Source organism: Variovorax sp. J2P1-31 (assembly GCF_030317215.1).
Taxonomy (GTDB): domain Bacteria; phylum Pseudomonadota; class Gammaproteobacteria; order Burkholderiales; family Burkholderiaceae_C; genus Variovorax.
In genome coordinates, this window is record NZ_JASZYA010000003.1 from 1,166,828 (window position 1) to 1,187,913 (window position 21,086).

The window sequence follows — 21,086 nt, forward strand, 5'->3', positions numbered from 1 at the left end:
TCTCGATGCAGAAGATCAACAAATGGTACGGCGCGATGCACGTGCTGCGCGACGTCAACCTTGAAGTGGCGACTGGCGAACGCGTCGTAATTTGCGGTCCGTCCGGTTCGGGGAAATCGACCCTTATCCGGTGCATCAACCAGCTTGAAGAGCATCACGAAGGCCAGATCGTCGTGGACGGCATCAGCCTCGACAGCGACGCAAAGAACCTTGATGCCGTTCGCTGCGAAGTAGGGATGGTCTTCCAGAGCTTCAACCTCTTCCCGCACTTGACGGTGCTGGAGAACTGTACTTTGGCGCCCATGCTGGTCCGGCATGTGCCCCGCCGGGAAGCTGAATCGCTGGCAAGGTCATACCTGGAGCGCGTGCGGATTCCAGACCAGGCCAGCAAATATCCGGGGCAGCTCTCCGGTGGCCAACAGCAGCGTGTTGCGATCGCACGAGCCTTGTGCATGAAACCGAAGATCATGCTTTTCGACGAGCCGACCTCCGCGCTCGATCCCGAGATGGTTAAGGAAGTACTCGACACGATGGTTTCCCTCGCGAAGGACGGCATGACGATGATCTGCGTAACGCACGAAATGGGCTTCGCTCGCGAAGTCGCAGATCGCGTAGTCTTCATGGACCGCGGCGAGATCGTCGAGTCCGGAAGTCCTGACGAAATGTTCAGCACCCCGAAGTCGGACCGCCTGCGGACTTTCCTCGGTCAAGTCCTGCGCAATCAATAATCGATCACGCTGCGATGCCAGACGCTTATCACCTCCTCCTATTCGTGCTGTCCGGCTGGCTGCTGAACGTCACCCCAGGGCCTGACGTCCTGTACATCGTCACGAACTCGCTACGAGGCGGCTGGAAGTCTGGCGTTGTCGCTGGTCTTGGCATCACAGCTGGCTGCTTTGTGCACATCTTTGCTGCTGCGTTGGGAATGGGCGCACTTCTGGCGGCCTCTGAGACTGCCTTCAATGTCTTGAAATGGATCGGCGCTGCGTACCTGTTGTGGATCGGCGGGAAGATCTTGCTTGCGCGTGCAGCACCGGCGACAACAGACCTTCAAGCGGTTGCTCTTTCGCGGCCTCTTCCCAGTTCAAAAGAGATTTTTCTCGGCGGCTTCTGGACCAACGTCCTCAATCCGAAGGTCGTGCTGTTCTTCCTGGCTTTCCTGCCCCAGTTCATCAGCCCGGAAACGACAGGAAAGACCCGTGCGTTCCTTGCTCTTGGTGTACTTTTCAATGTGAACAGCATCCCGGTCAACGCGGGCTGGGCGATCGCGGCTGCGTGGATGGCCAGAAGACCTGTCGTTCAACGCGGAATGCACTGGCTCGACAAGCTTGCTGGCTCGATGTTCATCGTCTTTGGGGTCAGGCTTGCACTGGTCGATCGACCCGGCGCCTAGCTACCTCAAGGATAAAAGCGTGCTGCACGTGGGGCCTGAGCGTTGCGATCGTGCGAACACAACGTGCAGCCACAGTGGTCCTGCACATCGCGCAGATGTTGTGTTTTCCAGCCTCAAATTGCGCCAAGCAACACAGCTTCAAATCTTAGGATTGCAGCATCACACACGGAACAACCAAATGCTCATTACCAACACGCGTGCTACGCGCGAAACGTACCCCAATGATCTGCGTTCAATCATGTCTGTCGACAATGCTGAGCAAAGCAGGAAGTGGCTCTCGACATGGGGTGGCATCTATCCAGGGTCAACACCGCTCTACGCGCTGGACGGACTTGCCACTGCACTGGGCGTGGGACAGATTCTCGTGAAGGATGAATCGGTTCGTTCCGAACTTGGCAGCTTCAAGGCACTCGGTGCGCCGATCGCATTGGTTAGGTTAATTCTCCGCCTGTGGCCAAACGACGGCCTGGATCCGCAGGCGCTACTTTCCGGCGCCTACAAGACAAAATTCAGCGACTTCACGGTGATCAGTGCGACGGATGGGAATCACGGCAAAGGCTTGGCTGCGGCAGCGCAGAGTGCAGGTTGCCGCTGCGTGATCGTGCTGCATGCCAACGTCAGCGCCGAGCGGGAAGCGGCTATCGCGGCCTATGGCGCAGATATCGTTCGCATCCAGGGCAATTACGACGAGTCGGTGGAGGAGGCCGCGCGCCTGGCTCGTGAGAATGCCTGGCATGTCGTCTCGGATACGTCATATGACGGCTATGAAGAGATCCCGCGTGATGTGATGCAGGGATACGGCACCATCGCAGCCGAAATCGTTGAAGGGTCGGCACGGTCGAAATCGCCCGTGACCCATGTCTTTCTGCAAGGTGGTGTGGGCGGACTCGCCGCCGGCATCGTCAGCTATTTCTGGGAAACCTACGGCACCCGCCGTCCGACGGCAATCATCGTTGAACCCGAGCAGGCGGACTGTCTTTTCCAGAGCGCCCTCAGCGGTGTTGCAGCAAAGGCCACCGGTTCCGTGGACTCCGTGATGGCGGGCCTGGCTTGCGGTGAAACCTCGCCACTGGCCTGGCGCTTCCTGGTATCAAGTGTTGACTACTTCATGACCGTGAAGGATGAGGATGCGGTTCAAGCCATGCAGGTGCTGGCCAAGGGCAATGAAAGTGACCTCCCCATCGTTTCCGGGGAATCTGGCGCCGCTGGTCTGGCCGGCCTGATCCAGCTGATGCGCGATCCCAAGCTCGCACGGCAAGCTGGACTGGACCACTCGTCCACGGTGCTGCTGATTAGCACAGAAGGTGCAACCGCACCGGCGGTTTATGAGCAACTGGTGGGCGAATCCGGCTTGGGCGTGCTGGCGCGGCAAAAAGAGTTTCTCGATCGCAGAGCGAGCCATTACGCGTAACCGGTTTCAACATAAAAGTAAACATGAACACCAGCACCGCCACACGTGAAGCCGCAATCGCCAGCGCCGTCGAAACCTACGACTCAGGCCGATTCCTGACGGACCTTGACCGCCGTGTCGCCTATCGGACCGAGAGCCAGGAACCGTCCCAGGCGAAACACCTTCACGCTTATCTCGAAAAGGAAATTTCGCCACTGCTCCATCGGCTGGGATTCGAGACGAAGCTTGTGCCCAACCCGAGCGACATCGACGCGCCGGTTCTCCTTGCCAGTCGCATTGAGGACATAAACCTCCCGACGGTCGTCACCTACGGGCACGGCGATGTGGTCCGCGGTTACGACGACCAGTGGCACAAAGGCCTGGAGCCGTGGAAGATCGTGGTCGATGGCGATCGCTGGTACGGCCGCGGCATTGCTGACAACAAGGGGCAGCACTCCGTGAATTTGGCCGCGCTCGAGGCTGTTATGAACGCGCGAGGTGGCAAGCTCGGATTCAACCTCAAGATCATCATGGAGACCGGCGAAGAAGTGGACTCCCCCGGACTAAACCAAATCTGCGGAGCAGAACGCGACTTTCTAAGTGGCGACGTCTTCCTGGCCTCGGACGGACCTCGAGTGTCGGCTGAGCGACCCACAGTTTTTCTTGGGTCGCGCGGCGAGCTGAATTTCGATCTGGAGCTTGATCTGCGAAGTGGTGGGCACCACTCCGGGAACTGGGGCGGCGCGCTGCGCAACCCCGCAGTTGTCCTATCGCACGCGATTGCCAGCATGGTGGACGTCAACGGCCGCATCCTCGTCAAGGGGCTCATGCCGCCTCCAATTTCTGCAGCTGTCCGTGAAGCGTTGTCGGACATCGAACTCGGCCGGGACAGTAGCGCTCCCGAAGTGGACATCGACTGGGGTGAGCCCGGCCTGACACCTGCTGAAAGAGTGCTGGGCTGGAACGCGCTGGAAGTGCTGGCATTCAAATCGGGCAATCCTGACGCGCCCGTCAACGCGATTCCTCCGACAGCGCGTGCGCATTGCCAGTTGCGCTTTGTGGTGGGAACCGACTGGGAGAACGCCCAGAACTATCTCGATGAGCACCTCGCCAGGAACGGCATCAAGCATGTGAATGTCATTGTCAAGCCTGCGGTCACGGCGACCCGCTTGGACCTTGACGACCCTTGGGTCAAGTGGACGCTCGATTCGATTCGTAAGACCACGGGCAAGAAGCCTGCACTGCTGCCGAACCTCGGCGGCACCGTGCCCAACGAAATCTTCGCGAACACGCTCGGCCTTCCCACGGTTTGGGTTCCACATTCCTACCCGGCGTGTTCGCAGCACGCGCCCAATGAGCATTTCCTGGGCTCCGTTGCCCGCGAATCGCTGGCGCTGATGGCGGGCCTCTGGTGGGATCTTGGGGAAACGGCTTTGAATGTGATCTCCGCACGGAAGCGTGCAGGTACTGGCTCCGCCTGACTTCACTCCATCGAACGCCTAGCGCTCATCCGTGAAGTTGCCCCCTTTTCGCGGACACCTTCCGTACGGTAGAAGTCGAAGTGCCCAAATCAAAGCGGCCATACCCGGCGGACCAACATGGGACGCTATGTCCAAAGACATCAGCACCAAATTAATTCATCACGATTACCAGGTCCCCAGTGGATACGAGGCCGTTCCCCCGGGGGTTTCCAAGGGGTCGACCGTGCTATCCCCAAGCGTGGCGGACGTCCGCCAGCGTCTCCGTGCATTTGGCCACCGCGACGGCTACAGCTATGGCCTTTACGGTACACCCACGACAGATACCCTCGAGCAACGTCTGTGCACGCTTGAAGGTGGCCGTCATTGCCTGCGAGGACCCAGTGGCCAGGCGGCAATCACCGTGGTCAATCTTGGATTTTGACGGCGGGCGATGATGTGCTTCTTCCCACGAATGTGTGCCAAATCGCATCTGTCGAATTTGCTCGGCAGCTCATGCGGTAGGTAAGCTGCCGGTTTCGTCAAAGGCAAGTTGCGCTGGAAAGTTCGGGCGGCGGATTAGATAGAGATGCCTCTCTGTGTACTGAACTGCCAGGTGACGGATGATCCTCGAATCACAGCGGACGCGGTCTGACCTAGCCGCTGTTCGACCACCGGCCGCCACGGCACCAAGCTAAAGCCCAGCCCCTCATTCAATATGGCAAAGCGGCCGCTAGCCAACTGAATCGAACGACTGTAAACGCCGCTCACGGAATGGCCATCACGTAGCGGCCGGTAAGCTAGTCCGGTTTGCTGGTGGAGCGCCTTGCCAACTGCAGCCAGCTCACGATGTTTCAAGGTGGCCAGCAGGTTTCGCGCGAAAACTACTCGCTGGTCATGCCGTTCGGCCAAGCCCCGTTCCGCAAGGAAATCGACACGGTCGCGCATTGCATCGCGTGCTTTAACCCCAAAGCCTTGTCCGCCCACGGCCGAGTCGCCGCCCAACAACTGCCTATCCAGCCAGGTGGCGCCCATGGTGCGCACTTGCTGTTCAATGGAGAGATGCGACCGCAGCTCGATCACCAGCCCATTATTTTTCTGTATGTCATGCGTTCGAGCTTTCTCCAGAAGGTCCGGCGGCACTTTCCAGACGCCATCAGCGATGCGCTCAACAATGCCGGCGCGGCGCAGCGCTTCGAGCCGGCGCACGTGTGCATCGACAGTGGCCTGCGGGTCGGAATCGCGAGCTTGCTTCAGTTTCACCACGTGGTCGGCTGCCTTGTAGAGGCCGTCTCTGGCGATGGTTGCGATGTGGCGGTCCACCGGCTTCTCCTGATCGGGGACTCTAGCCTCCACGATGCCATTCATAGGCAGTTCTGCGAGGTCGGCACCGGGTGGCAGCTTCAGGTAGTGCGCCCGTCCGTCAATGCCATCGACCACCAAGTAGCTGCGGTCGTGCAGTTCGTCGGCCAGCCCCTTGCCCGCGATCCGACCGATGACAGAGGAGGTTGGACGATCATCGATCACACATTCCCGCCGCTGGCCCTTGAGCGCACGGCGTACCGTCTCCAGCGCATCCTCGCGCTGGCCCATGGCGTTAAGTGTGGCCGCCATCTCGGGCTGGAGCTTCCAGTGGTTCGCGTCAATCCTCTCGACCAGGCCCATGCCTTCGAGACGCTGCAGCCGTGCCCGGAGTACGCTCTGGCGCTGCTGGTCTTGCGGGGTAGCCGTCAGGTCGATGCCATCGACGCCAGCTTGCCGGATCAGCGCCCGATCCAAGCTGGTGAGTCGCTGCTGGTTGACCTCCCGCAGCAGGCTCTGACGGATTTCCGCCTCGGTGCGCGGCCCCAGCCGTTCGGTCGCGATCTCGCTGGCGCGCAAGCGCATGCCGTGCGCCATGTAGTCAGGGGCGATCACAAGATCTTCCCGGCCGCTGGCAGGCCCGCCCGTGTGGCCGTTCAGCACGATGTGCGTGTGCGGGTTGTCTGTGTCCCAATGGTCCACGGCCACCCAGTCAAGTCGGGTCTCGAGGTCGATCTCCATGCGGCGCATGAGCTGACGAGTGAAGCCCTTCAGGTCTTCCAGCTCTAGGCCGTCCTCGGCCGAGACGATGAAGCGGAACTGGTGGCGGTCGCTCTGCCCGCGTTCCTGAAAGGCCTTGAGGTCGGCCGCATCGGCGTCGGCGCCGTAGGCCTGGCCCTTCTGTCCATTGCGTGTAACGCCGTCGCGCTCGATGTAGCGCAGGTGTACGGCCACAGAGTTCGGGCTGGCACGCCGCAGCACGACGAAGCGGGACTTAATGACCACACGCCGCGCATTCGGCCCCAGACGCTGGCCGGCCAGGGAGGCCGCGACGCGGCCTCGGCCGAACGTGTTGGCGGATCTGCCAAGGCCCTTGCCGGAGGGCTTTGCGCCGGTCTTCGACATCTGCTTGAGAACCTGTGAAACGAAGCGCTGCGAGCGCGGCCCGCCCCGCGACTTCGGTGCCGCGGGCTTGACCCGAAAGCGATCCTCGTCATTGCCAGCCATGAAGACTTCAGCGCACAGTGGCGCAGCGCATCGGAAACGGCACGCGGCAGACGCCACTGCCATGCGGATTCCAGTCTCTGCGCGGCACGCGCAAGACCCCTTGCGGTGCCGCCGCAAACCCACGTGCAGACTGGCCTGGAGGGGCGCGACGTGCCACCCCTTTTATCTGGCCCTCCGTCTCCGCCTTCCGCATCCGCTCCCGGCTCCGACCTGCCGCCAGCCGCGCACCGGGTGCGCAGCGCTGCTCGAGGGGCAGCAGCGATGCAGCGCGAGCTGCACGCTGGCGGCGGGCTCCCTGCACGATGGAATGAAGCGCGGGCGCATGCTCGGCTGCATTCCAGTGGCATGTTGCGTGATGCGATAAGGCAGACTTCATGGCGCGTTCCAGGTCCACAGCGGCCGCGCGATGCCGAGCACGGCGAAGACGGAGATGGGGCCAAAGTAGCGGCTGTCGAACGACGCCGGGTTAGTGTCGCTGAGCAGGAACAGTTCGCCGCTGGCGAGGGGGCGGCAATGCTGCCAAGAGTGCAGTGGCCGGCGCGCGCCGTCATGGGTGAGTGCGGTCGTCGCCACTGCGCCATCAATCAGCACGACCTGTTCTCGAACGCACACCGACTGCGGTGCAATGGCGCCGATACGCTTGAGGATCGGAACACCGCTCGGCAGGTAGCGGCGTTGTGCTGCGAAGGCCGCCACGTCGATAGGAAGCCGGGCGAGCACGATGCTGCCGACGTGCAGCGCAGCTGCGCTGTCGATGCTGCCGACCTGGTACCAGCCGCGCGGCACACTGTCCGTCGGGTTGTAGACCAGGAATACACGTTCCTGCACCGACATCGGCATGAAGGCCGGCGCGCACAGCGCAGCCAGGCCGATGCCCATGCCGGCAAGAAGTACCCGCCGGCTCATCGCAGCGCCCCGCGCGCAACATGCGCCGCATGGCGCTCGCTGGTGTACTCCGGCAACGACTGGCGCGCAGCCAGCCGGTTGCCGACGGTCTGCCAGTATGTGGAGGCAACCATAGCCGGTTCGATGCCCAGCGCTTCGACGGCGTCGATCCTTTCGAGCACTGACTTGACCTGCTGTTCGCCATCGGCGCGCAGCAGGATGCGCGCGCCCGGCACCACGCCGGCGATGCGCTGTGCACCATCGAACGGCATCGGTGCTTGCAGGACCGTGAGCTGCCAGAGCGCCGTGCCGTAGTCGTTGCCGATCCATTTGACGCGACAGCACACCGCATTGGGCTCGAAGATTGCCACGCGCCGCCATCGGTCGAGCACCGTCTCGCGCACCGGCTGGCCGAAGCGCAGCCAGACGTTCACGCGATGCTCGACGAAGGCGAGCGAGACGCGCATAGGGGTAGGCTGTGGCGGCAGCGCTGCGTGAGGCCAGGTCTGCGCGCCAATGGGCGACGGCTGCGTCATGACTGGCCTCCACCGTATTCGCACTCCAGCAGCTCGCGCAGCATCTCGGCCGCAGTGACGCCTCGTTCGAAGGCGATCACCTTGATGCGGCCCCGCAGCGCCGGCGTCACGTCGATGGTGAGGCGCGCGGTGAAGATCGACGCCTTCGCGACGTTCTCCGGTGCATCGGCCTGGCGCACCCAGGTCGATGCCGGGTCAGCGGCAGGTTTGCGGCCGATGGATGCCCGCTTCGGCGTTGAGGATGACGATGGACCCGTCATCGCAGCATCTCCTGCACTGCCTGCGCCAGTGCCGCGATCTCGCGCGCGGCGGCGCACTTCGGCGCGGCCTCGCATGCGAGCCGGCCGGCGGCCACGCTATCGGCGAACACGATGCGCTGCGAGACTTCGGTCTGCAGCGCGGCAAACGGTTGGTCGGCCAGGGCGGCGCGCGCTTCGCGGCCGATCACCGTGCCGACCACACGCCGGTTGATCACGAAGGCCGCGCGAAGCTGCGGCCTGAACACCCGGGCTTCGGCGATGAGCGTCACCATCTCGTGGCTGGCCCACACGTCGTATGCGCTGGGCTGGACCGGGATCAGCACCAGGTCGGCGGCCAGCAGCGCGGAGCGCGCAAGGGCCGCAACGCGGGGCGGCCCATCGATCACCACGTAATCCGCCTCCCGGGCGATCTGCGGCGCCTCCTGGTGCAAGGAGTCCCGCGCCAGCCCGAACACGCCGTAGAGCCTTCCCTGGCCGTTCTGAAGGCGCCGCTGCGCCCAGTCAAGGGCCGAGCCCTGCGGATCGGCATCGAGTAGCGTCACGCGGCTCCCTGACATCGCCAGTTCGCCGGCCAGGTGCGTGGCGAGCGTCGTCTTGCCCGCACCGCCTTTTTGGTTGAGCAATGCGATCACCTTGCCGGGCCGGGTTTGTCTTCCTGGCAAGCGGTCTTCGGATGTTCGGACTGCCTTCCACGAGGCGCTGCCCTCTTTTTGGGCAGCTTCGGTTCGCGCGCGCGTGACTTCCATTTATGTATCCCTTTAGATGTTTAGGGAGGCCCGAAACCGTTGCTGGGCGCGGGTTGCGGGCGGTTTTGCGCCGGTGATCCACCGATGTTTGCGCCGGCGATCACCCGAGTCGCGCGCCGGTGATCCACCGAGCCCGCCCCCATGAAATCCACAGGTTCTTCAACAGAAGCTGTGGATAAGTCCCGGTCGACACGAGCAGTGGATAAGTCGGTCTTCGGGCAGTTGTCGATGCAAGGGTGAAAGGCGAACCACTCGATTCCGCCGGTACGTTCGACGGACAAGCGGTAGCCCGGAAGCGCCTGGCGCAGTGCGAGACCGCGCACGTGCGCGGCGAAGTCGCGCGAGCGCTGGAGCGCGCCGGACTTCAAGTACAGATGCCGCATCTCGAAGCGCCAGCCATTCGGCTGCCGCCCGCCGTGCTTCCGCACGAGCCGGTACAGCCAGCGTTCGATGCCGCCTGAGAGCCGGAAATACGTGGGATCAAGCGTGAGCACGAGCGCTTCTTCCATCACGCCGGTGAAGAACCAGTCGGCCAGGATCAGCTCGATGCCCTCCGAGCGCCCATCCGGGCGGATGTACTCCTTCCACTCGTTGATCCATGAGAAGCGGTGCACCCGCTTGCCACCGTTCGGGCGCTCGCGCTGACGCAGCGTGGTCGCGACGGTGGTGGACTGCAGGCGGTCCAGCGCGGCGCGCAGCGCGAGGTAGTCGCTGCGCCCGGTGCCCCGCTGCGCAAAGCGCAGGATCTCGTAGGGCGTAGCCACCATCAGCCGCGAAGGCGGGATGCCTTCTTTCTTGGCCTGGATGATCTGGCTGGCAGCCCAGATCAGCACGTCGGCGTCCCAGATGGTGGCGATGCCGTGCTCGGGCACACCCTCTACGGTGAGCGAGATGCCACCGGCCTCGAAGCGGATCGGCACGATGCGCGGCGTCTTGGCCAGCGAGAAGAAGGGGTAGGCCATCAGGTCCTGCGCATCACGCAGCGCCATGCCGTCGTGCGGCAGCGCGCGGAACAGCGAGAGCTGTTCGCGTTCGCTCATGCGCTTGGACATGCGGCGTTGCCCAAGGTAGGTCAGCGGACGGAGTCGCGCTGCACGTAGCCCGGATCCGAGGTCATGCCGTAGGTGTGGCTGTCAGCCCAAGCGCGCAGATCGGCGGCGGCGTAGACCACGCGCGCCCCGAATTTGCGAAAGCGCGGACCCCCGCCGAGCACCCGCTGCTTCTCCAGCGTCCGCGGCGACAGCCGCAGGAAGGCGCCGGCTTCGTCGGTGGTCAGGAACTCGGGATTGGCCGGCGCAGCCGGAACCGCAGCAGGCTGCGGCGCAGCCGCTGCGGTCGTGCGGTGAGGAAACGAACTGCCAACTGCCATGACGGACTCCATCGCTGTCGATGGGCCGCAAACCATTCGCGGCCCGATGGAGGCAGTCTCGGGAATCAGGCCCGAACAAGGCAGGGAGAGATTCAGCGCACCGGCTCGTCTCCGGGGTGGTCTGCTGTGGTGTGCGGCACGCCGGCGAGAGCTAAATAGCCGCCGGTCACGTATCCCTGCGCACGCCGCAGCAGGTGGCGCACCTGCGCGCGCAGTTCGCCATCCTCGTGCCAGCGCAGGACGACGGCTTCGAGGCCGAACAAGGCTTGGGCGATGTCCCGGTGCGATGCGCCCGCCTGCGCGGCATCGAGCGCCTGCAGAGCGCGCAGATGCAGCAGCGCGGCGCGGGTGACCGCCCGCGCAGGATCGACCCGGGGTGCATGACCTTCCAGGGCCTGTGCCTGCGCATGGAAGGCATCGAGCTGGCCGCGCAGGCGCGGCGTCAGCGGCGCGGCACCCGTGTACACCGCGCCGTCTGCGAGGGCCCCTGACAGCGACAAGCGCATGCGCTGGGCGTTGAGGTCGGCAGTCAGCGCCAAGTCGGGGCCATCAAGCGCTAGGCGCTTGCGGCCGGGGATGCGCCACAGGTCGAATCGGCGAGCTACTGCATTGTTGGCGTGCGCAGCACGCACATGCAGCAAGCCGTCAGAGGACGACAGCCAGAGTGGCTGTGCGTTGCGACCATCCATGTCCGGATCTTCGGCGCTGTCGCAACCCCCAGCGTGCGAAAGACACTAGGCGCTCGCGGCATGTCCAATCCGTGCGGTAGCCTGGATTGCGGCGCAAGTATTCCCAGGCGAGGGCTGGGTTGTCGAGGTCGAGCACGTAGAGGTAGGCGGCAGAGATGCCCCATGGCGCGCCGGGCAGATCTTCGAGATTAGGGTTGGTCACAGAGTCCTCCTTTGGAAGAGGAACGCTGCCACAGGGAATGAGGCGCGAGGTCGCTTTCGAGGCGACGCTGGATCGCGCAAACGGCGACCCGGCCGGCGATCGCGTCAGTCGTTGATTGATCCGTCTCGCTGGGCGTCTGCCAGGTAGCCCGAAAGCGGCTGACGCGGCTTGAAGTGCGGATCGGCCACGATGCGCATGCCGCGCGGGCCGCGGACGCCTTCGAGGGCCGAGAGGCTGACTTGCCCCAGCTCTGGGCTGCCCGTGCCGGCGTCGCACAGGCCGAACGCCTTGTCCCCCTCGGCGTCAAGCTCAGTGAGCAGCCACGCCGCACCGGCGTCCAGGGTGTAGAGCTTGACCACGGGCAGCGGGTCGACGGTTTCGCCATGCGCCCGCGCTGCGCCATTGGCCAGCAGCCGGATTCGCTGTTCTTCGGTCAGGAAAGTCATGGTTCTCGCGTGAGGCCGTTAAATACTAATTCGCAGGTGGCATAAAGCAAGTCCCAGAAGCGACGCCCAGACGCTTCCTACCTGCCGGTAGGAATTCGTCTTTTTCAGCACGCCAAACCGAAAACGCTGCTGGCAAGCTATTTTATGAGTTAAAGATAACGTGGTTTTAATTGCTTTAAAACGTAACGCTTCTGTGTATGCAGAAGCAGGGAATACAGCGCGGGCGGCCGACCGGCGCGACGACATTCGAGGCAGGCCCGGCACGGGCCTTTGGTGATGCGGTGCGCGCCATGCGTACCGAGGATGGCGTTGCCCAGGAAACCCTGGCGCACCGGGCCGGCATCGAGCGTTCGCACATGGGCAAGATCGAGCGCGGCGAGCACATGCCGACCTTGGCGATGATCCTGAAGATCGCGCGAGCGCTCGAACGCAGCGCTGGCGAATTGATGCTGGAGACCGAAGCACGTCTGCCCAAGAAAGAGGGTTAGGACGAGATTGGCCGCCGACCGTCGCCGGCGGCCAATGAACCGCGGCTAGACCACGATGCGCCCGGCGACACGCGCCTCTCGCGCATACGCGCTCAAGCGTTTCTGTGCCTCGAAATGCAGGTCCCGTTCAACGGGCAGGCCCAACCGGCCGCGCACGGTGGTGACCTCTGCAAGACTCACCCACCCCAGTTCGGGAAACCCCAGTCCGAGGTCGCAAAGCCCGAACGCATGGTCGTGGTCGTCCGGGTCGATCTCGGTCAGCAGCCAGGTCGCCCCGGCGTCCGGGGTAAACAGCTTGACCACCGGGGCGGGATCGAAGTTTTCCTGTTCGAGGGACTGCCGGCCGTTGGCCAGCAGCAGCGCGCGTTGTTCATCGGTAATGAGCTTAGTCATGGTCTTCTCCTTGGAAGGATTCAGGGCGGGATTGCCCGAGACCGGAAGCAGCACGGCGCAGCGCAGCCGTCAGGGTTCGACAGACGGCCGCAAGGCCGCCAGCGTGCACAGCACGCGCAGACCTTGACGGTGAGAACGGCGTGATACGGTGCAGGGAACAGCAAGCCAGCCCTCCCCTCGCCCCTGCTCCTGCAAACGCAGTGCGCAGCGCCGACAGGCGCGAAGGCGTCAGCGATGAAAGCCCGAAGGGGCGAGACGCCACCGGCGGCTCGATGCGCAGCACGACAGCGCGGCCGGCATCGCCGGAGACGCACAAGAACGCTTGGGCTGGATGACGGATATGTGGAGAGTCGTAGAGCCAGCGATCCGGCATTCAACAAACCCTCTGAAGCGCAAAGCCGCCTTCACGAATCGCCGTTGACCCGTGGAACCGCAAAACCAGGAAAGCGGATCGGCGAGTAGACGCAGATACGGGTTTACTCATTTGGGAACATCCGCAAAGCCGCTAGGCAGGTGCCTGCCTGCGCAGATCTGCTGTCGCTCAACAGCAGCACCGAGCGAATACGATGTCTGCATGGAAGCTGCTCAACAAGGAACCTCGGACGATCCCCTGGAAATCATGCTCCGTCGTTCCGACGAGCTGCACGAAGCCCTGCTGCACCTGCTCGACGGCGCCGATTTCGATCCCTCACCTCGTGGCGAGGCTGCCTTCGGCATGTGCTCCGTGGCGCTCGAGCATGGGCTCAGCCTGCGCGCCTTGATGGCGATGGGATTGGCCACGTCGGCAGTCGGCCTGATGCGGCTTCAGTTCGAGGCCTTGACCCGCGCCATGTGGCTGCAATATGCAGCCAGCGATCTGGCCATCGAGAAGCTCAGCGCACCGCTGACCCTGCAGAGCGAGCAGGCCGCGAAGAATCTCCCCTCGGCCAGCGAGATGATCGAGCAGATCGGCAAGCGCGTCGGACCCAACGTGCCCGCGGCCGCGCACCAGATGCTGGCGCACTTCAAGGACGTGTCCTGGCACGCCATGAACTCTTTCGTGCATGGCGGCATCCACCCGCTGCGCCGACAGTCCGAGGGCTTCCCGGTACACTTGGCCCTGCAGATCCTGCGAAATTCCAATGGCCTGCTCACGATGACCGCCATGACCCTGGCGGTGCTGACGTGGGATGAAGCCGTCGCCAAGCCGATGAGCAAGATCCAGCCCGCGTTCGCCGACTGTCTGCCTGACTTGTTGAAGTAGCGGCCTTGCAGGGAACAGCGCCCCGCTAAAGCGGGGCGCCGAGGGCGACGCTCAGTCGCCCTTGCTGCGCGACCAGATCAGGTTGTGCGCACCGTCCTCGCCTTCGACCAGGCGGGCGTAGATCGTTGCCGGGAACGACGGATCATCGAGGGTCACCGAGAGGTAGGGGCGTTCGGCCCGGCTGAGCTTCTTCCACGCCGCGCCGATCTCGAAGTTGCCGGCGACGATGCGGTAGTCAGGAGCGTTCTCGCTCTCCTTGTCGTTGGGAACGATCTTGACCTTGACGTTGAGCGTCAGGGTGCGAACCGTGCCGGTGTAGCTGTCGTTCTGTGCGGTGAAGGTGCCGATGTTGGCCATGATGAAGTCCTTTTGAAGTTGACCAGGTCGCGCCCATCGCGGCCTTGGCGTGATCCGATGGGTGAGGGTCCGGGCGCGCCGCATCCCATAGCGAAGCGGAGGGGCCGCAACGCAGTGAAGGACCGGGAGGCCCGAGAAATTTGCCTCGCGAGGAAGACCGCAGGTCGGGGAAATTTGTCGGGCCGGACGGTTGCGGCGAACAAGCCCGAGGCGGCGCGAAACAAAGTGCAGCGCCTCCGTGCCCTCGCCAGGATTCACGACAAATACAAGGCCGCTGTGGGTGTGATCCTGTCGCGAAAGGACGCATGGCCCCAGCACCGTCTCCGCCGCAACAGTGTTTCCGGCACGACCCCCGAAGCGATCCCAGTCCATGTCAGCCGCGCAACGAAAAGGAGGAACGATCCCACCGCATCCGCGCTGCCAGTGGATCCGGCATTTGTGGCGCGGAAGGAGCTGCGCATCGGAACGCTCTCTGTGAGCCACCGTCGTCTGGCGGACTGTTAGCCCGCTTCCTTCAGGACGGCTCGCACGACATTCGAGCGCAGCAAGTTGCGTCGTGTCCGCGCTCCACCACTGGCGGGGCGCGCATTTCTAGGTTCCAGGGCATTGGAGTGCCAAAACCTTTGTCGCGATGCGCGACTCCATCTGTGCCCGCTGGACAGCCACCAGCGTGACAGTGGCTTCGCAGACGACCTCGTGCGCATCGTGGGCCTGAACGCGGAATGTCGCGCTCCGGTCCCCCAGCCGTTCAAGCCATCCGCGCAGTCGCAGCGGCGACCCTGGCGGAATTGGTCCTCGATGCTCGATACGGATCGAACGGCCGACCACCACTTCAATTGCGACATCGACGTGCTGTTGCATCTCACGAATGCAAATGGATTCGACCACCGCAACCAGGTACCCGGTGGCAAGACATTCGATCAGTCGCTCTGCATACCCGCTTCCGTGCGGAAGTCGCGAGAAAAGCGACTTCGCAGTCTGGTCGGCCGGCACGGTGTATGACTCTTCAAAGAATATCTCGCTGACGCCTTGGTGGTTCATGGGGTGTCCGGGTGGGGTTGTCGAAGGCTCGATCAGCGCGCTGGATTGCAGGCGATCGGTGCTGTTCGATGCTCCCGTGACCAGCAGGCATCCCCAACCCACCGCAGCGAGCGCTGGCGTAGGGCGGCACGCAGGGAGCGTTGGGCTTGTGCGTTCCGGAAGTCAAAACGCGCGCGGCAGGTCTGCCGCGCGCGTCGCGCCGATTTCTCGATCCCCGGCCTCGTGGCCGGGGACTCATGGGGATCACGCCGTTGCGTGCGCGTCCTCTTGGGCTTCGGCATCAGCCCGCCCCTCAGCAAGCGGTTCAGCGCCTGCAACGTCAACCGCCACCGCCTCCTGGGCGCGGAACATCGCGGGCAGCCAGCCTGTACCCGCCGCCAGCCGCTCGGCCTCGCTAGCGATCTGCGCCTTCTTGAGTTTGACAAGCCGGTTCACCTCACCGGACGCGAAGGTGTGCACCCCTTCCAGTGCCTTGGCCTTGGAAACGTGATCGAAGTAACCCGCTGCGGTCGGTGTCCACCACGCGTGCATGTCCAGGCCCACGGCCTGCGCCAGCGCAGCAGCCGGGGCTTCGTCCTCACGCGAAGCGATGGCTGTCACCGTGAAGCCTACGCACATCGCCAGCAGCGACAGCAGCTCCTGTTGTGGCATTGCCAGCAACTCGGCGAACAGCGCATCCGGGTCGTGGGGCAGGCGTTCAGCCCAAGCCTCCCGCACCTGCCGCATGCCCACAGCAGCCGGTGCCTCGGCCACTTCCGGGGCGTACTGCTCCAGCCGGTCCTGCGGATTGGCGGTGATGTTGATGGGCGAACCGTAGTGCGCGTCATGAATGACGCGCAATGCAAGCCGGTGCACCACGGCGACCAAGGCCACCTGCGGGTGCCGAGCAACTTCCGCCTGGAGAGCGGCGGTGCGATGCGCACTCAGGCGCTTGACCAGCTTCTCAGAAATGGTGAGTTTGGCTTCCTGCTGTTCGCCGCCCCCTTTGGTTTCGTCATCCGGACTGTGCCCATCACGCTCCTGCTGCCGCAGCGTCTTGGTCTGCTCTTCGCGCAGCAGCCCACGATGCACGATCACACCGCCCATGTGGTCGAGCGACACCACAGCCCCCGCCGCCGCCATCGTGCGTGGCGGATAGACCACCAGCGTGCGTTCGATGGCTTCGAGTTCGTTGCCCAGACCGTCCATCTCGTCCTGCGCAGCCTGCGCCTGCTCGTCCGTCATGTCCTCGTTCTCGTCGTCGAGGCGGTCTTGCAGCTTACCTTGCAGCGCTTCGAGCTTGGCGATGCGCTTGGTCTCGGCCTTGCTCGGCTCGCGCCGCTTGCTGCGCATGCGCTGGAACTGGTGCAGGTCGGCGTAGGTGGCACGCGGGGCCACGTCCACCCAGCCCCAGCCCTCGGCCAGCACCTCCTCCGCCACTGGCGCGAGCTTGTCTTTCGCCAACGACTCAAGCAGGGCCGCGTCCGTGAGAAAGATGCCGTTCTGTTCATCCGCGAACAAGTCACGCCGCACAGCGCCGCCAGCCTGCTCGTAGACCGGAACCCCTACGAACTTCGCCAGCGCATCGCGGTTCGCATCGATTTCCTCGTGCGTGAGGTGATCGCGCAGCGCCTCCGGACTGCGCTGCCACTGCGGGGACGCATAGAACGCCGCTTCCTGTGCCGCATGGTCGTCGGTGATGGCAAGCGCCATCAGCTGCTCCAGCGTCACTGCATCAATCCGGTAGTCGGCCAGCAGGCGCGGCGAGACGTTGGCGAGCTTCAACCGCCGCTGCACAACCAACGGGGTCACGCCGAAGTCGGCGGCAATGTCCTCGATGGGCCGTCCCTCGGCCACCAGATCGGCGAAAGCCTCGAACTGGTCGGCCGGGTGCATGGCCTCGCGCTGCACGTTCTCGGTCAGGCTCACCGTGCGCGCCGCCGCATCAGACCCCAGCAGGCAGGCCACCTCGAAGTCCTTGGCGAGCTTGCGCCGCTTGACCAGCAGCTTGAGCGCGGCGAGGCGACGGCGACCGGCCACAACCTCGTAGTGCTCGCCATCAGCGGCCAGCACCACATTGAGGTTTTGCAGCAAGCCCACACGGGCGATGCTCGCGGCCAGTTCGGGAATCGACGTGCCGCCGCTCTTGCGCACGTTGCGGCTGGAAGGCCGCAGCTTGGACAGCGGAATCAGCAGCAGTTCCTGCGCAGCCGTGACGGCTGCGACAGCAGCGGCGACGGCAGCGGCGACGGCAGTGGTTTCGTGAAGGGTAGCGGTGTTCATATTTGAAAACTCCTGTCCCGTATCGGGACCTTGAAAATGAAGAAAAAAAAAGCGGAAGGGGGTTCAAGATGTCGGTGTCTGCATGCGCGGCTCTCCTGTGGTTTCCCACCCCAGCCGGATTCCAAGATTCGGAGCCCGGTGTTGGCTTCGGTGGGTTCGGCGCAGTGACCTGGGCTGGTCGCCGTTGCCGCCGTCTTTCCTGAGTTCATCGCCCGCGAAAAACCGAGCCGGCGGGGACTGGCCGTCAAGGAAACAAGCGCAGGGTTGGGGCGGCCCGCAGCCGAAGGCGAGGACACGGCCCTGCGCGCCTTGACGGCCAGGCCTCGGCGGCTACGGTCGCGGGATCAGCGATGAGGGAAGGGAAAGACGGATTCCCGGCCAACGGCCAGGGAAGCGACGGACCCACGGCCGCGCGGCGAGCGCCACCGCGTGTCGTGGGCACGCCTAGCTGGAGGTGAACAAGCGCGTAGCGCGCTTCGGCAATGTGCGCTGGCCGATCAGGCGCCGCCTGTTCGGCGGCATCGAGGGGCGCCAAGCTTGCGCGGCGGGGATTGGCGTCGCCAGTCCCCTGGAGGGACGTTCAATACAGTCAAGCGAAGATGACCGATCGCGCTCAATGCTCCAGTCCTTTGCACATGACATCAAGCATCGCCGGCTCGACGGAGCTCAAGCTTGGCGGGCTATGAAAAACGATCGCTTTCTTGGTGACTCAGCGCACGACCTAATTGACTGACCCAAACGTCGCGACAACGAGCTGCATGACAATCGGCGGCGCGGTACGTTTGTTCATAAATACACAAACAAACCTGCTAAAATCGACAAACATGGCAGAAAATTTCTCATATGTTTTCCCCGCGATACGGGGGGTGCAGGCCGGACGCGAGTACTACGTGTCGATGTGCCCTCTGCGGTTGCTCCCGCGCCTCTTCTCTTTCGGCGAGGAAGAACTTGTTCCGGAGTTGCGCGCGCAGCGGACGCTCAACAAGGCCCGCGTGCCAGACATCGCGCGTTACATCGTAGAAAACAAGGATAGCTATACGTTTTCGGCCATTACCGTTTCCATTGACGGATCCATCCAATTCGATCCGGTAGCCAACAAAGGCCCCGCGTCGTTTCGCATGGGTGCGTTGACCGTGTCGATGGACGCAAAATTTATCGTGAACGATGGTCAGCATCGTCGCGCTGCGATTGTTCACGCGCTGGAAACGGCTCCGGAGCTTGGCGAAGAAACGATTGCTGTCGTGTTTTTTCTGGACCGCGGACTGAAACGCTGCCAGCAGATGTTCGCGGACCTCAACCGTTATGCCGTCAAGCCATCGGCCTCGCTAGGCGTGCTCTATGACCACCGGAGTACAGCTGCGAGTCTGGTGCGGCACCTTAGCCTGGCTTCGCCCGTCTTTAAGAATCTCATCGAGATGGAAAGCTCGTCTCTTGCGCCTCGCGCTCGCAAGCTCTTCACGCTAAGCGCTTTGAACTTCGCAACATCTGAACTGCTTTCGGATAAGGAACTCGACGACTTCGAGTCTGCCAGCAAGAAGTGTCTTGAGTTCTGGGAAGCGGTCGGAGAACAGATTCCGGAGTGGACGTATGTGCGTCAATCGAAGATGACCTCGGGCGACCTTCGCCGCGATTTCATTCACTCGCACGCCATCGTGCTGCAGGCATTGGGACGTGCCGGACGCGCTCTCTACCAGTTGTCGGCGACTGAACGGGCGAAGCGCCTCAAACGATTGCGCGAAGTCGACTGGTCCCGGAAAAATGCAACCACTTGGGAAGGCCGGGCGATGGTCGGCGGGGCGATGGCCAAGTCCGGCCAGAACATCACATTGACATGCAATGAGATCAAGCGAGTGCTTGGCCTCAAGTTGACACCTGAAGAGAGCGCGGCGGAGGAGGCATGGGCCTCCTCGCGACGTCCGCGTCGAAACACTGGACGTAAGTAAATGAGTACTCCTTTTGAAGAGATCGTCGCGGAGATACGCGAACTATATTTATCGGACTCGATCCCCTGGATCATTGGCTACAGCGGCGGCAAGGATTCGACTGCGTCATTGCAGTTGGTGTGGTCCGCTGTCGCCTCGCTGCCGCAGGAGAAGCGCGTTAAGCCGATCCACGTGATCAGCACTGACACTCTGGTCGAGAACCCAGTGATTGCAGCCTGGGTGCACTTGTCGTTGCAGCGGATCAACATGTCCGCACAGCAACAAGGCCTGAACATCACTGCCCACAAGCTCACCCCATCCCTCGAAAACCGCTTTTGGGTCAACCTAATCGGCAAGGGCTATCCAGCGCCGCGACCCAAGTTTCGTTGGTGCACGGACCGACTCAAGATCAGCGCATCGACGAAATTCATCCAAGAGTTGTCCGAAAACAATGGCGAGGCCATCTTGGTTCTGGGGCAGCGGCGGGGCGAGAGCCAAGCGCGCGACAAAGTGATGGACCAGTACAAGAGCAGCACACGTGCTCGCCTAAGCAAAAACAAGGACCCGAGGCTCTCCCGGGTGTGGGTCTATCCTCCTATCGAAAGTTGGACCAGCGATGACGTTTGGGAATATCTGATCACGCAGCCGAATCCTTGGGGTATCGACAATCAGGAACTCTTCGCCATTTATCGCGGTGCCACACCAGATGCGGAGTGCCCAATCGTCGTTGACACGTCGACTCCAAGCTGCGGTGACAGCCGTTTCGGATGCTATGTTTGCACGATGGTCACGCAAGACAAGTCAATGCAGGCCATGATTCAGAACGACGAGCAAAAGCAATGGATGCAGCCCATCCTGGATTTCCGGAACAAGCATCTCGCCATCGAGGATCGATCGTTGCGCGACTTCCGCAGGATGAATGGCAGGCTCACTGTTTTTCACGGCGAGCTTGTACACGGACCTTATACACAAGACCATCGCAAGTTGCTTCTGACGCAACTGCTGGAAACGCAGAAACTTGTCCAGAAAGCGGACGAAGCACAGGGGTCAAATCTCATCGAGCTGATCTCAATTGAGGAGCTTGAGGAAATCAGACGACTGTGGGTAGAGGAAAAAGGGGAGATTGAAGACTTCGTCCCCAGCATCTACGCAGGTGTCTTCGGCATCCCCTATCCCGGCAAGGACCTTGAGCAATCGCCACTAGACGCGCACGACCTGAAGCTTCTGGAAGATGTCGCATCGGAAGTGGATCCGGATGCATCGTCAGAGCTCTACAAACTGACGCGATCTCTTCTTGCCACACAGTTCCAGACGATCGAATCCCACAAACGGTCAAAGCATCTTGATCGCCTTGAAGAGGTGCTGCATCACTATGCCTTTCGCAATGAGGGCGAAGCACTCCAATTCGCGTTGGCAAGTCAGAAGGGTGAAGCTGGCGGTGCCAACGATGCAGACACAAACGGACTGGTTGCGTAGAC

22 protein-coding genes and 1 pseudogene are annotated in these 21,086 nt (G+C 62.8%); 9 read left to right on the forward strand and 14 right to left on the reverse strand.

The features are described from left to right. Positions 1–5 precede the first annotated feature (5 nt). From QTI20_RS25380 to QTI20_RS25400, 5 genes are all read left to right on the forward strand, one after another. Positions 6–728 (forward strand): amino acid ABC transporter ATP-binding protein, encoded by a 723-nt coding sequence (locus tag QTI20_RS25380; RefSeq protein ID WP_286556174.1) that lies wholly within the window; start codon positions 6–8, stop codon positions 726–728. Positions 729–742: 14 nt separating this feature from the next. Continuing rightward, a complete protein-coding gene (locus QTI20_RS25385; protein WP_286556175.1) occupies positions 743–1,393 on the forward strand; it encodes a LysE family translocator in 651 nt (216 codons plus the stop codon). 178 nt (positions 1,394–1,571) lie between these two features. Continuing rightward, entirely contained in the window at positions 1,572–2,804 is a 1,233-nt protein-coding gene (locus QTI20_RS25390) for a diaminopropionate ammonia-lyase (RefSeq protein WP_286539769.1), read from the forward strand. 23 nt (positions 2,805–2,827) lie between these two features. Continuing rightward, on the forward strand, positions 2,828–4,264 hold the full coding sequence (locus QTI20_RS25395; RefSeq protein WP_076196749.1) for a M20 family metallopeptidase: 1,437 nt from the start codon (positions 2,828–2,830) through the stop codon (positions 4,262–4,264). Between the two features lie 127 nt (positions 4,265–4,391). Then, positions 4,392–4,685: a PLP-dependent transferase gene (locus tag QTI20_RS25400; protein WP_286539772.1), complete on the forward strand. Its 294-nt coding sequence runs from the start codon at positions 4,392–4,394 to the stop codon at positions 4,683–4,685. A 134-nt stretch (positions 4,686–4,819) separates the two neighbouring features. On the opposite strand, the gene QTI20_RS25405 is transcribed toward QTI20_RS25400, so the two are convergent. The 10 genes and pseudogenes from QTI20_RS25405 to QTI20_RS25445 form a co-directional block, all read right to left on the reverse strand. Then, complete coding sequence (locus tag QTI20_RS25405) at positions 4,820–6,769, reverse strand: DUF3363 domain-containing protein (RefSeq protein WP_286556178.1); 1,950 nt, start codon at positions 6,767–6,769, stop codon at positions 4,820–4,822. A gap of 372 nt (positions 6,770–7,141) precedes the next feature. Further along, the gene (locus QTI20_RS25410; RefSeq protein ID WP_286556179.1) at positions 7,142–7,648 is read right to left on the reverse strand and encodes a S26 family signal peptidase; all 507 of its coding nucleotides are present in this window, start codon (positions 7,646–7,648) and stop codon (positions 7,142–7,144) included. 23 nt (positions 7,649–7,671) lie between these two features. Further along, complete coding sequence (locus tag QTI20_RS25415) at positions 7,672–8,190, reverse strand: DUF2840 domain-containing protein (RefSeq protein ID WP_444812963.1); 519 nt, start codon at positions 8,188–8,190, stop codon at positions 7,672–7,674. Continuing rightward, the gene (locus QTI20_RS25420; RefSeq protein WP_286539777.1) at positions 8,187–8,450 is read right to left on the reverse strand and encodes a ribbon-helix-helix protein; all 264 of its coding nucleotides are present in this window, start codon (positions 8,448–8,450) and stop codon (positions 8,187–8,189) included. The genes QTI20_RS25415 and QTI20_RS25420 overlap by 4 nt, the downstream gene beginning before the upstream one ends. Further along, positions 8,447–9,196 (reverse strand): ParA family partition ATPase, encoded by a 750-nt coding sequence (gene parA, locus QTI20_RS25425; protein ID WP_286556181.1) that lies wholly within the window; start codon positions 9,194–9,196, stop codon positions 8,447–8,449. Before parA ends, QTI20_RS25420 begins: the two co-directional genes overlap by 4 nt. 233 nt (positions 9,197–9,429) lie before the next feature. Next, a pseudogene (locus QTI20_RS25430) lies at positions 9,430–10,248 on the reverse strand (replication initiator protein A); the annotation flags it as partial. A 20-nt stretch (positions 10,249–10,268) separates the two neighbouring features. Then, a complete protein-coding gene (locus QTI20_RS25435; protein WP_286556182.1) occupies positions 10,269–10,565 on the reverse strand; it encodes a helix-turn-helix transcriptional regulator in 297 nt (98 codons plus the stop codon). A gap of 92 nt (positions 10,566–10,657) precedes the next feature. Further along, positions 10,658–11,254, reverse strand: a complete 597-nt coding sequence (locus QTI20_RS25440) for a DNA -binding domain-containing protein (protein WP_286539782.1) — start codon at positions 11,252–11,254, stop codon at positions 10,658–10,660. Then, positions 11,211–11,456: a transcriptional regulator domain-containing protein gene (locus QTI20_RS30760; RefSeq protein WP_353507303.1), complete on the reverse strand. Its 246-nt coding sequence runs from the start codon at positions 11,454–11,456 to the stop codon at positions 11,211–11,213. The genes QTI20_RS25440 and QTI20_RS30760 overlap by 44 nt, the downstream gene beginning before the upstream one ends. 104 nt (positions 11,457–11,560) lie before the next feature. After that, positions 11,561–11,902: a DUF2958 domain-containing protein gene (locus QTI20_RS25445; protein WP_076196765.1), complete on the reverse strand. Its 342-nt coding sequence runs from the start codon at positions 11,900–11,902 to the stop codon at positions 11,561–11,563. A 197-nt stretch (positions 11,903–12,099) separates the two neighbouring features. On the opposite strand from QTI20_RS25445, the gene QTI20_RS25450 reads away from it, so the two are divergent. Beyond that, on the forward strand, positions 12,100–12,390 hold the full coding sequence (locus tag QTI20_RS25450; protein ID WP_076196767.1) for a helix-turn-helix domain-containing protein: 291 nt from the start codon (positions 12,100–12,102) through the stop codon (positions 12,388–12,390). 45 nt (positions 12,391–12,435) lie between these two features. On the opposite strand, the gene QTI20_RS25455 is transcribed toward QTI20_RS25450, so the two are convergent. Then, positions 12,436–12,783: a DUF2958 domain-containing protein gene (locus QTI20_RS25455; protein ID WP_076196769.1), complete on the reverse strand. Its 348-nt coding sequence runs from the start codon at positions 12,781–12,783 to the stop codon at positions 12,436–12,438. A 574-nt stretch (positions 12,784–13,357) separates the two neighbouring features. Between QTI20_RS25455 and QTI20_RS25460 the strand changes: the two genes are divergently transcribed. Next, positions 13,358–14,026: a DUF6988 family protein gene (locus QTI20_RS25460; RefSeq protein WP_286556183.1), complete on the forward strand. Its 669-nt coding sequence runs from the start codon at positions 13,358–13,360 to the stop codon at positions 14,024–14,026. Between the two features lie 51 nt (positions 14,027–14,077). Here QTI20_RS25460 and QTI20_RS25465 read toward each other — a convergent pair whose 3' ends face one another. The 3 genes from QTI20_RS25465 to QTI20_RS25475 form a co-directional block, all read right to left on the reverse strand. After that, a complete protein-coding gene (locus QTI20_RS25465) occupies positions 14,078–14,383 on the reverse strand; it encodes a DUF736 domain-containing protein (protein WP_076196773.1) in 306 nt (101 codons plus the stop codon). A gap of 591 nt (positions 14,384–14,974) precedes the next feature. Beyond that, positions 14,975–15,424, reverse strand: a complete 450-nt coding sequence (locus QTI20_RS25470; RefSeq protein ID WP_286539787.1) for a thioesterase family protein — start codon at positions 15,422–15,424, stop codon at positions 14,975–14,977. Between the two features lie 243 nt (positions 15,425–15,667). Then, positions 15,668–17,686, reverse strand: a complete 2,019-nt coding sequence (locus QTI20_RS25475) for a ParB/RepB/Spo0J family partition protein (RefSeq protein ID WP_286556184.1) — start codon at positions 17,684–17,686, stop codon at positions 15,668–15,670. A gap of 758 nt (positions 17,687–18,444) precedes the next feature. Here QTI20_RS25475 and dndB point away from each other — a divergent pair. Beyond that, positions 18,445–19,629 (forward strand): DNA sulfur modification protein DndB, encoded by a 1,185-nt coding sequence (gene dndB, locus QTI20_RS25480; RefSeq protein ID WP_286556185.1) that lies wholly within the window; start codon positions 18,445–18,447, stop codon positions 19,627–19,629. Then, on the forward strand, positions 19,630–21,084 hold the full coding sequence (gene dndC / locus QTI20_RS25485) for a DNA phosphorothioation system sulfurtransferase DndC (protein ID WP_286556186.1): 1,455 nt from the start codon (positions 19,630–19,632) through the stop codon (positions 21,082–21,084). Positions 21,085–21,086 lie beyond the last annotated feature (2 nt).

Bases quoted from the DNA above. Each gene is read 5' to 3' on its own strand.
- QTI20_RS25380 (WP_286556174.1), top strand. From the start codon at position 6: ATGCAGAAGATCAACAAATGGTACGGCGCGATGCACGTGCTGCGCGAC.
- QTI20_RS25385 (WP_286556175.1), top strand. From the start codon at position 743: ATGCCAGACGCTTATCACCTCCTCCTATTCGTGCTGTCCGGCTGGCTG.
- QTI20_RS25390 (WP_286539769.1), top strand. From the start codon at position 1,572: ATGCTCATTACCAACACGCGTGCTACGCGCGAAACGTACCCCAATGAT.
- QTI20_RS25395 (WP_076196749.1), top strand. From the start codon at position 2,828: ATGAACACCAGCACCGCCACACGTGAAGCCGCAATCGCCAGCGCCGTC.
- QTI20_RS25400 (WP_286539772.1), top strand. From the start codon at position 4,392: ATGTCCAAAGACATCAGCACCAAATTAATTCATCACGATTACCAGGTC.
- QTI20_RS25405 (WP_286556178.1), bottom strand. From the start codon at position 6,769: ATGGCTGGCAATGACGAGGATCGCTTTCGGGTCAAGCCCGCGGCACCG.
- QTI20_RS25410 (WP_286556179.1), bottom strand. From the start codon at position 7,648: ATGGGCATCGGCCTGGCTGCGCTGTGCGCGCCGGCCTTCATGCCGATG.
- QTI20_RS25415 (WP_444812963.1), bottom strand. From the start codon at position 8,190: ATGACGCAGCCGTCGCCCATTGGCGCGCAGACCTGGCCTCACGCAGCG.
- QTI20_RS25420 (WP_286539777.1), bottom strand. From the start codon at position 8,450: ATGACGGGTCCATCGTCATCCTCAACGCCGAAGCGGGCATCCATCGGC.
- parA (WP_286556181.1), bottom strand. From the start codon at position 9,196: ATGGAAGTCACGCGCGCGCGAACCGAAGCTGCCCAAAAAGAGGGCAGC.
- QTI20_RS25435 (WP_286556182.1), bottom strand. From the start codon at position 10,565: ATGGCAGTTGGCAGTTCGTTTCCTCACCGCACGACCGCAGCGGCTGCG.
- QTI20_RS25440 (WP_286539782.1), bottom strand. From the start codon at position 11,254: ATGGATGGTCGCAACGCACAGCCACTCTGGCTGTCGTCCTCTGACGGC.
- QTI20_RS25445 (WP_076196765.1), bottom strand. From the start codon at position 11,902: ATGACTTTCCTGACCGAAGAACAGCGAATCCGGCTGCTGGCCAATGGC.
- QTI20_RS25450 (WP_076196767.1), top strand. From the start codon at position 12,100: ATGCAGAAGCAGGGAATACAGCGCGGGCGGCCGACCGGCGCGACGACA.
- QTI20_RS25455 (WP_076196769.1), bottom strand. From the start codon at position 12,783: ATGACTAAGCTCATTACCGATGAACAACGCGCGCTGCTGCTGGCCAAC.
- QTI20_RS25460 (WP_286556183.1), top strand. From the start codon at position 13,358: ATGGAAGCTGCTCAACAAGGAACCTCGGACGATCCCCTGGAAATCATG.
- QTI20_RS25465 (WP_076196773.1), bottom strand. From the start codon at position 14,383: ATGGCCAACATCGGCACCTTCACCGCACAGAACGACAGCTACACCGGC.
- QTI20_RS25470 (WP_286539787.1), bottom strand. From the start codon at position 15,424: ATGAACCACCAAGGCGTCAGCGAGATATTCTTTGAAGAGTCATACACC.
- QTI20_RS25475 (WP_286556184.1), bottom strand. From the start codon at position 17,686: ATGAACACCGCTACCCTTCACGAAACCACTGCCGTCGCCGCTGCCGTC.
- dndB (WP_286556185.1), top strand. From the start codon at position 18,445: ATGACAATCGGCGGCGCGGTACGTTTGTTCATAAATACACAAACAAAC.
- dndC (WP_286556186.1), top strand. From the start codon at position 19,630: ATGAGTACTCCTTTTGAAGAGATCGTCGCGGAGATACGCGAACTATAT.